Raw genomic sequence first — 7,436 nt, forward strand, 5'->3', positions numbered from 1 at the left:
CCCCGGCCCCGTCGAGTCGATCCGGCGGTACGCCGAGCCGGGCGGCGATCTCGGGCAGCCGGTCCACCGGCAGCAGCGGGCCGACCTTGTTGGCGGCGATCACCCACACCTTGTTCTCGGCGGCGCGCACCGGAATATGCAGTGCCGCCTCGTCGACGGCGAAGGAGTTGAGGCTGTTGGCCAGCACCTGCGCGCCGCGTACCGCCAGCGACCGGGTGACCTCGTTGACGACGCCCTCCATGCAGGCGTACATGCCGAGGCGGCCGAGCGCCGTCTCGATGACCGGCGCATCCTCCCGGCCCACCTCGAGATAGTCGTTCTCGGCACCCATGAGGATCTGCTTGTCGGCGCGGCCGAGCAGCTCGCCCGCGGGGCCGAAGAGCAGCGAGGCTCCGGTGGTCCGGCCGTCGGGGTGCGCCAGCGTGACGCCGATCTTGACGAATACGCCGTGGTGGGCGGCGCGGTCGGCGATGGTGGTGAGAAAGGAATCTCCGAGCCGGCACGCCATTCGGTGCGCATGGGCGCGGTCATCGTACCAGGATAGGTGGTTACAGAACTCGGGGAGGACCACCAGTTCCGCGCCCGTATCGGCGGCGGTGTCGATCATGCGGACGCAGGTGGCGAGGTTGTCCGCGACATCGGTTCCGACCGCGAACTGCGCGGCCGCGACTCGGGTCATAGGGTGAGGCCCTTCCGCTCCGGATCGCGTTTCCTTCATCGAAACGCTGTTTCCATAGTTCTGATTCTGTACCCGGTGCCCGGATCTGTCCAGCGGCGTTCACGGATTTCACGCCGTGGTAATCGGCGGTGGCGCGATCGGCTGTTTCCCTTGCGGCCGGGTTCGTTTCGCCTTGACACCCGGTGGAGGTGCGGGTTCAATATGGCAATTCCGAAACTGCGTTTCCTTCAGAGAAACGCTCGCAGGAGGTAAGGATGACGACCTGCGAATCGCACCGATCCACGTTTCCGTCCGCCGCGCCCGGCACCGCTGGTCCGCGACGCAGGTCGGAGGGGTGATATGCGTTCCGATCGACTCGGGCTCGCCGCCCTGGTGCTCGCCGGTGTCTGGGCTGGTCCGGTGGCGGGCGGGCAACTGGTGCTGCTGAGCAAACCGTTCGGCGGGGTGGTCGGCGTCCCCAGCGCGGCGGTCGGCTATATCGCGATCACCGCGCTGGTCACCGGTTCGGTGGCGGCGGCGGTGGCGGTGTGGCGGCGGCTGCCGCCGTCCTGGGCGGCGGGGGCGGGGATCGTGGCCGGGCTGGCGTTCATCGTCGCCGGGATGGTCACCGGGCCCGTGCCTTTCGTCGCGGCGCTGCTGGTCGCGAGCGCGGCCTGCGGCCCGCTCATCGCGCTCGGACGCATCATGGTCTGGCGACAGTCGCGCGCCCTGGCCGGATGGCAGGTGGCGATGACGGTGGGTGTGGCGGTCGCGGCGGGTACGAGTGCCATCTGGATCGAGACGCCCGGCACCGCGCTGATCGTCGCGGGCATCGCCGTCGGACTGCACAGCGTGCTGGCGCTGGGAGTGACACATGCTGCGGAAGAACCGGTTCCGATCAGTGCCGATGCCGATGCCGATGCCGATGCCGGTGGCGGTGGCGGTGGCGGTTCCGACGGAGGTTCCGGCGGCCGTGCCAGCGCCGGCGTAGGTGCGGGTGTCGGAACGGGCGCGGGGGCGTCCGTCTCGATCCGCTTGCTCCTGTTCGGGTATGCCACAGCCGTATTCGTGCTGGGCGGCACCGTACTGCCCGCACTGCACCTGCTGCTCTTCCGCTGGGAAGCGTTCGGGGCGGACCAGGTGGGGTTGCTGCTGCTGGCCGCGGTGCCCGCGGGTATCGCGGTGGCACTGCCCGGCCCGCACGTCGGCGCCGTACCGGTGCTGCTGATCCTCGCCGCGGGTGGTCCGGTCCTGGTGGCCACCGCGCCGGGCACCGCCGGTGCGGCGATCGGCATCGCGGTCACGCTGGCCGCCGCCGCGCGGGCGGCGCGCGGTCTGGACCGCACGGCCGCGACCGTGTCGGAACACCCGTGGCTCCCGGTGCTCACCCTGCTCGTCGTCCTGGCGGCCGGGGTACTGGGGCTGGGTGCGGTGACACTGCTCGACGCGAGCTTCGGCACGGGTACGGCGCTCACCGCGCTCGCTCTGCCCGTCCTGATCGCCGCCGCGCTGTACGCGCGCTCGGCGCGTCCTCGACCGGCGCGTACCAGCGCCGCCCACCCGGTGCTCGAAGGAGGGCTGTCATGATCCGCGCGGCCGCGGTCTGTTCCATCACGCTGGCGGCGCTGGCCGTCACCGCACCCGCGTACGCGGCACCGGAGGACCCGCCCGTGCTGTCGGTGAGCGCGAGTTCGGGTCTCACCGAGGGGCAGCGGATCACGGTGGACGGCAGCGGCTTCCGGCCCGGCCTGGCCGCCGTCGCGGTGGGGCTGTGCACGCAGGGCTTCGCCAACGGGCTGCGGGACTGCGACCTGGAAGGCGGGGCGACCTTCGTCAATATCACCGCCGACGGCACCATTCCGACCGTAACCCTCACCGCGCGAGCGCGTTTCGGCGATATCGACTGCACGCAGCGGCAGTGCGTGATCGCCGCCGCGCCGCTGCCCGGCACCGAACCGCAATCGGTGATCGACGCGAATTCCGCGCAGATCCCGGTCGATTTCGCCGGTTCCCGGCCACCTGTCACCCCCACGACCACCACGTCGGCCACCCGGGTCGACTCCGAGACCGCCGGTCCGTCGATGGCGCTGTGGTGGATCACCGCCGCCCTGTTGTCCGCCGTAGCTCTCGCCGCGCTCGCCGAGCGTCGGCGCTTGTGACGATCCCCCGAGGAGAGAATATGAAGTCCACCGTCCTGCGCACCGCCGTACCGGCGGCCGCCGCCACCCTGGCACTGCTCGTCGGCAGTCCGGCCGCGTCCGCCGCGCCGACGCTGGAGGTGAGCGAGAGTTCCGGAGTCGCACCCGGACAGATGATCACGGTGAATCTGGCGGGCCTGCCGCCGAATCTCCCCACGGTGGCCGTGGGACAGTGCAAACCGCAGATCACGCTGCCGACCGACTGCCAGCTCAGCGGCTCGCTCATGGGCCGCGCCGACGAACAGGGCGTCTGGCAGCCGACCGGCGGCCGAGAGCTGGCGCTGGTCGAGGCCGTCGGCGGCACCGACTGCACCGCCGCCCCCGGAGCCTGCACCGTCGCGGTCACCAGTCTGACGGACCCGTCCAAGATCCTGGCGTCCGTCCCGCTCACCTTCGGCACGCCGGAGACCACACCACCACCCGCGCCGATGGCCGACGCCGACACGGCCGAAGCGGCCGAGGAGGACAGTGATACCGGCATGATCGTCGCCATCGTGGCCGGTGGCGTAATACTCGCGGCCTTGGCCGCCGGACTGCTGGTGATGCGTCGCCGCGGCAGCCGATGACCGCCGACGCGATCAGCACCGACGGGGCGCTCACCCACGTGGTGCTCATGAAGTTCGCCGATCGCGCCGACAGCGAGCGCGCGGCGGAGCTGCTGCGCGGCCTGGCGGGCGAGGTGCCGCACGTGCGGTCGCTGACGGTCGAGCTGGACGAGCTCGGCACCGATGTCTCCTATGACCTGTGCCTGGTGACAACCCACGACTCCGGCGCGGAACTCTTGGCCTACCAGGGGCATCCGGCGCACCGCGAGGTGGCGGCCTGGCTAGTGCCGCGCCTGGCGGCGCGGGCGGTGGTGGACTATCACTCCTGAGCGGGGGCGGCGGGTCCTGGCTCGCGCCCCTTCACCATGCGGTGGCACACCTCGATGAGCGCGGTCCGCAGGTCCCCGTCGGGTATTCCCGCCAGGGGGCCGTCGTCGAGGCGAAGGGGATGCACGGCGATGGTGGTCATGATCATGGTGCGGATGCGCAGCGCCCGCAGCGCGCGGACCGCCGCGGCGGCGCGCGGGGTGGCGGGTACCGGGTCGGCCCCGAAGTAGTCGTGGGCGCGCCGTTCGTGGCGGGCCGCGTACTCCGCTGCCAGCGTGCGTGATCCGGGCGTCGCACCGCCGTGCGACTGACCGGAGAGCAGGCGGAAGGCGTCGGGGTCGCGGACAGTCCAGTCCCAGACGGCGGTGACGATCCGGTCCAGGGTGCGCTCGTCGGCCGGTGCGTCCTGCGGCCATGCCGCCTCGGCCGCGGCGGAACTGGCGTCCATGGCCTGGCGGAGGGCGGCGTCGAACAGCTCCTCCTTACCGGTGAAGTGGTAGTAGACCGCCGCCGACCCCATCCCGGCCTCGTCGGCGATGTCCTGAATCGCGGTGTCGGCGAAGCCTTTACGTGCGAACACCCGGACCGCTGCCGCGACGACGAGGTGGCGGCGTGACGGCCGATGCGCGGGCGGGCGGACATCCTCGAGGGGGCGATCGGTCATCCTCGCTGCTCCGGTTCACTGTGCGCCGACGGTGGGTGCGCTCAGGATGGCACAAGCGCCGCTACGGCGAGGCACAGCGTTTCGCGCGACGAGGGCACAGCGTTTCGCGCAGCGACGCCAGACCGTTTGTGTGGTGATGGCCGAGTGCTCGTAGCAATCGCAGAGCACTGGTTCGGCGCGTTTGCCGAGCACTGCTGTGCGATGGCAGAGCCACTGGTTCGGCGCGATGGCACTGTGCTCGTATGGCGATGGCGCGGTGCTCGCATGGTGTCGCGCCTGTCATCATCGTGCGATGGCAGATCGACCCGGCGCGCGTCGCGCGCCCCACCGTCCGTCTCGGCAGGACGCGGTACTGGATGCCGCTGTGGCACTGTGCGCGGCACGGCCGATCGAGCAGGTGACCGTGGCCGAGATCGCCACCGCGGCGGGTATGACCCCGGCCGCGGTGTACTACCACTACCGGTCCAAGGACGAGGTGCTGTTGGCCGCCGTGCGTCGGTTCGCGCGGGCGCTGACGAGCCGGCTGCGCGATGAGTTCGACCGGAGCCCGGACGTGCCGATCGGCGATGTCCTGGACGCGATGCTGCACTGGTGCTCGCACCGACGCGATGCCGCGCTGGTCTACTTCGTTCGCTCACCCGGCTGGAACTCGGCCGTCGAAGCGTTGCGTGGCGCGCACCATGCCGAGGTCGTGATCGTGTTCGCGGCCGAATTGGCTCGGCGGCACGGGAAGTCGTCACCGGCGCGCCGCGGCGCGGCGGCGACCGCGCTGTCGAGCCTGCTCGAGGTGGCGGCCGTCGCGTGGCTCACCGAGGACGCCGTGCTGGCCAATCTGGGCCGCCGGCGCTTCGGCGCGGAGGTGCGTGCGATCGCGGAGGATATCGGCGCGCTGTGATCCGCGCGGTGCCGTGCCGACTAGTTCGGGCGTGCGCATCGGAAATCCGCTGTGCGGGTATCGAGTCCTGCTGTGTCTGTCGGGCGTTCAGCGCCCCCCGGCGACTGTTGGTGTGCCCGGCGGACTTTCGGCCGCGAATTCGGCGAAGTTTCTATAGATGGACTCTAGTTTGTGTTTCACTGAAACCGGCAGCGTGCCGAGAGCCGCTCCCACACAGCGCATTCCGGCGTGACAGCATCCGCCGACCGGAAGGAACACTCCCATGGAACTGGATCTCAAAGGCAAGCGCGCCCTCATCACGGGCGCGAGCCGCGGCATCGGCCTCACCACCGCACGGTCCCTGCTCGCCGAAGGTGCGGCGGTGGGCGTTTGCGCCCGCGACGCGGACGCGCTCGCCGCCGCCGCGGCACAACTGGGGGAGCAGGGCACGGTATTCCACCGGGCGGCGGACGTCTCGGACCCGGACGCCATCACCGAGCTGGTCGAGGCCGTCGCGGGCGCGCTGGGCGGTCTGGACATCGTGGTGGTCAATGCCTCCGCCTCGGTGGGAGAGGGGCCCGAGGCGTGGGAGAACAACTTCCGCACCGATCTGATGAGCCTGGTGCGCCTGCTGGAGGCGGCCGCACCGCACCTCGAGCGCAGCGAGGCTGCGGCCGTGGTCGCCATCGCCAGCACCTCCGCACTGGAAGCCGGGGTGCTGCCGACCGCCAACAGCTTCGGCGCGCTCAAGGCCGCCATGGTCCAGCACGTCGGTGCACAGGCACGGGCACTGGGTCCCAAGGGCATTCGGGTCAATGCCGTCTCGCCCGGGCCGGTGTACTTCGACGGCGGGGCGTGGGACTACATCAAGAATCAGCTGCCCGCGCTCTACGACGGCGCGGTGGCCGCCACCGCCCTGGGGCGGCTGGCCGGTCCCGAGGACGTGGCCCGTACGGTCACCTTCCTCGCCTCCCCGGCGGCACGGCACATCACCGGGGTCAACCTGGTGGTGGACGGCGGCTTCACCAATCGATTCGATTTCTGAGGCGGCGTGATGTCCGGACCCACCGGCCGGATCGAGGCGGTGCTGGTGTGCGGTGGACGCTGGCACGACTTTGACTACGCCCGGCTGCGGTTGCTGCGCGAACTCGGCGCCTACGAACTGGTCCGCACCCGGGTATTCGAGGACTACGACTGCCGCGACGCCCTGGACACCGCCGACCTGCTCGTCACCTACACCTGCGCCACCGTGCCCACCGAGCGGCAGCGGAAACGGTTGGCGGACTTCGTCTCCCGGGGCGGGCGCTGGCTGGCGCTGCACGGCACCAATGCCGCCATCGAACCCCTGGGGCCGGAGGCCGACGCCCTGTTCGCCACGCCCCGCGACTTCGGCGAGCTCGCGGAGGTCCTCGGCAGCCAGTTCCTCGGCCATCCGGATATCGCGCCCTACCGGGTGGTGCCGACCGAACCCGAACATCCGCTGCTGCGGGGGGTCGGGGCGTTCGAGGTGACCGACGAGCTGTACATCAGCGAACTGCATCCGCCGCTGCGCGTGCTCGCCCACACCCGATTCGTCGGCGACTGCCCGGGTTTCGCGGAGGGGCACACCCGCACCGACGAGATCCGCCCGGTGCTGTATCTGAAGGACCACGGGGCCGGTATGGTCTGCTATCTCACCCTCGGCCACTGCCGTGGCCGCTACGATCTGCGCGATCTCGGCATCGCGGATCTGGGGCGCACCGACCGGGGCAGCTGGGAGTCCGCGGCGTTCCGGACCATCCTGCGCCGCTGCGTGCACTGGGCGGTGACCGGTCGGATGCGGGCGGATGTGGACGGCTACCGCGACGCCGCGTCCGGGTAGGCGCGCGCGGGCATGCCCGCGCCGCCGGGGCGGAATGCGGCCGGGGCGTGGATCACGGTGCTCTGCACGTACTCTCGCAGGCCCTCCTCGGCGTACTCACGACCGAAGCCGCTGCGTTTGACACCGCCGAACGGCGCGCGCAGCGACATGCCGGTGCGGTTGTGGGTGTTGACGAAGGTGAAGCCCGCCTCGAGCCGGGCGGCCACCGCGAGGGCGCGGTCCTCGTCGGCCGACCAGACCGAGGCGGGGGGGCCCCCCCCGGGGGGGGGGGGGGGGGGGCCCCCCCCCCCCGCGGGGGGGGGGGGGGGG

10 protein-coding genes are annotated in these 7,436 nt (G+C 71.4%); 7 read left to right on the top strand and 3 right to left on the bottom strand.

Annotation, left to right across the window (positions count from 1 at the left end):
• Window positions 1–679: carbon-nitrogen hydrolase family protein (locus QK444_RS28845; protein ID WP_282785281.1), on the bottom strand; the 679-nt coding region annotated here is incomplete at its 3' end.
• A gap of 339 nt (window positions 680–1,018) precedes the next feature.
• On the opposite strand from QK444_RS28845, the gene QK444_RS28850 reads away from it, so the two are divergent.
• Genes QK444_RS28850 through QK444_RS28865 form a run of 4 tightly spaced genes read left to right on the top strand, consistent with a single transcriptional unit; the run spans window position 1,019 to window position 3,730 of the window.
• Window positions 1,019–2,245, top strand: a complete 1,227-nt coding sequence (locus QK444_RS28850) for a hypothetical protein (RefSeq protein ID WP_282785282.1) — start codon at window positions 1,019–1,021, stop codon at window positions 2,243–2,245.
• On the top strand, window positions 2,242–2,817 hold the full coding sequence (locus tag QK444_RS28855) for a neocarzinostatin apoprotein domain-containing protein (RefSeq protein ID WP_282785283.1): 576 nt from the start codon (window positions 2,242–2,244) through the stop codon (window positions 2,815–2,817). The genes QK444_RS28850 and QK444_RS28855 overlap by 4 nt, the downstream gene beginning before the upstream one ends.
• 20 nt (window positions 2,818–2,837) lie before the next feature.
• Window positions 2,838–3,422 carry a hypothetical protein gene (locus tag QK444_RS28860; RefSeq protein ID WP_282785284.1) on the top strand — a complete coding sequence of 195 codons (585 nt, stop codon included), beginning with the start codon at window positions 2,838–2,840 and terminating at the stop codon, window positions 3,420–3,422.
• Window positions 3,419–3,730, top strand: a complete 312-nt coding sequence (locus QK444_RS28865) for a Dabb family protein (RefSeq protein ID WP_051037368.1) — start codon at window positions 3,419–3,421, stop codon at window positions 3,728–3,730. The genes QK444_RS28860 and QK444_RS28865 overlap by 4 nt, the downstream gene beginning before the upstream one ends.
• Here the strand turns inward: QK444_RS28865 and QK444_RS28870 are convergent.
• The gene (locus QK444_RS28870; protein ID WP_282785285.1) at window positions 3,721–4,392 is read right to left on the bottom strand and encodes a TetR/AcrR family transcriptional regulator; all 672 of its coding nucleotides are present in this window, start codon (window positions 4,390–4,392) and stop codon (window positions 3,721–3,723) included. The two genes, QK444_RS28865 and QK444_RS28870, sit on opposite strands and share 10 nt — an antisense overlap.
• Before the next feature lie 292 nt (window positions 4,393–4,684).
• Between QK444_RS28870 and QK444_RS28875 the strand changes: the two genes are divergently transcribed.
• From QK444_RS28875 to QK444_RS28885, 3 genes are all read left to right on the top strand, one after another.
• The gene (locus tag QK444_RS28875) at window positions 4,685–5,287 is read left to right on the top strand and encodes a TetR/AcrR family transcriptional regulator (protein WP_282785286.1); all 603 of its coding nucleotides are present in this window, start codon (window positions 4,685–4,687) and stop codon (window positions 5,285–5,287) included.
• 262 nt (window positions 5,288–5,549) lie between these two features.
• Window positions 5,550–6,311: an SDR family oxidoreductase gene (locus QK444_RS28880; RefSeq protein ID WP_282785287.1), complete on the top strand. Its 762-nt coding sequence runs from the start codon at window positions 5,550–5,552 to the stop codon at window positions 6,309–6,311.
• A gap of 9 nt (window positions 6,312–6,320) precedes the next feature.
• Complete coding sequence (locus QK444_RS28885) at window positions 6,321–7,127, top strand: ThuA domain-containing protein (protein WP_282785288.1); 807 nt, start codon at window positions 6,321–6,323, stop codon at window positions 7,125–7,127.
• Here the strand turns inward: QK444_RS28885 and QK444_RS28890 are convergent.
• On the bottom strand, window positions 7,103–7,436 hold a 334-nt coding region (locus QK444_RS28890; protein ID WP_282785289.1), incomplete at its 5' end, for an aldehyde dehydrogenase family protein. The genes QK444_RS28885 and QK444_RS28890 overlap by 25 nt on opposite strands.

The organism is Nocardia sp. CC201C (assembly GCF_030010695.1).
Lineage (GTDB): Bacteria > Actinomycetota > Actinomycetes > Mycobacteriales > Mycobacteriaceae > Nocardia > Nocardia otitidiscaviarum.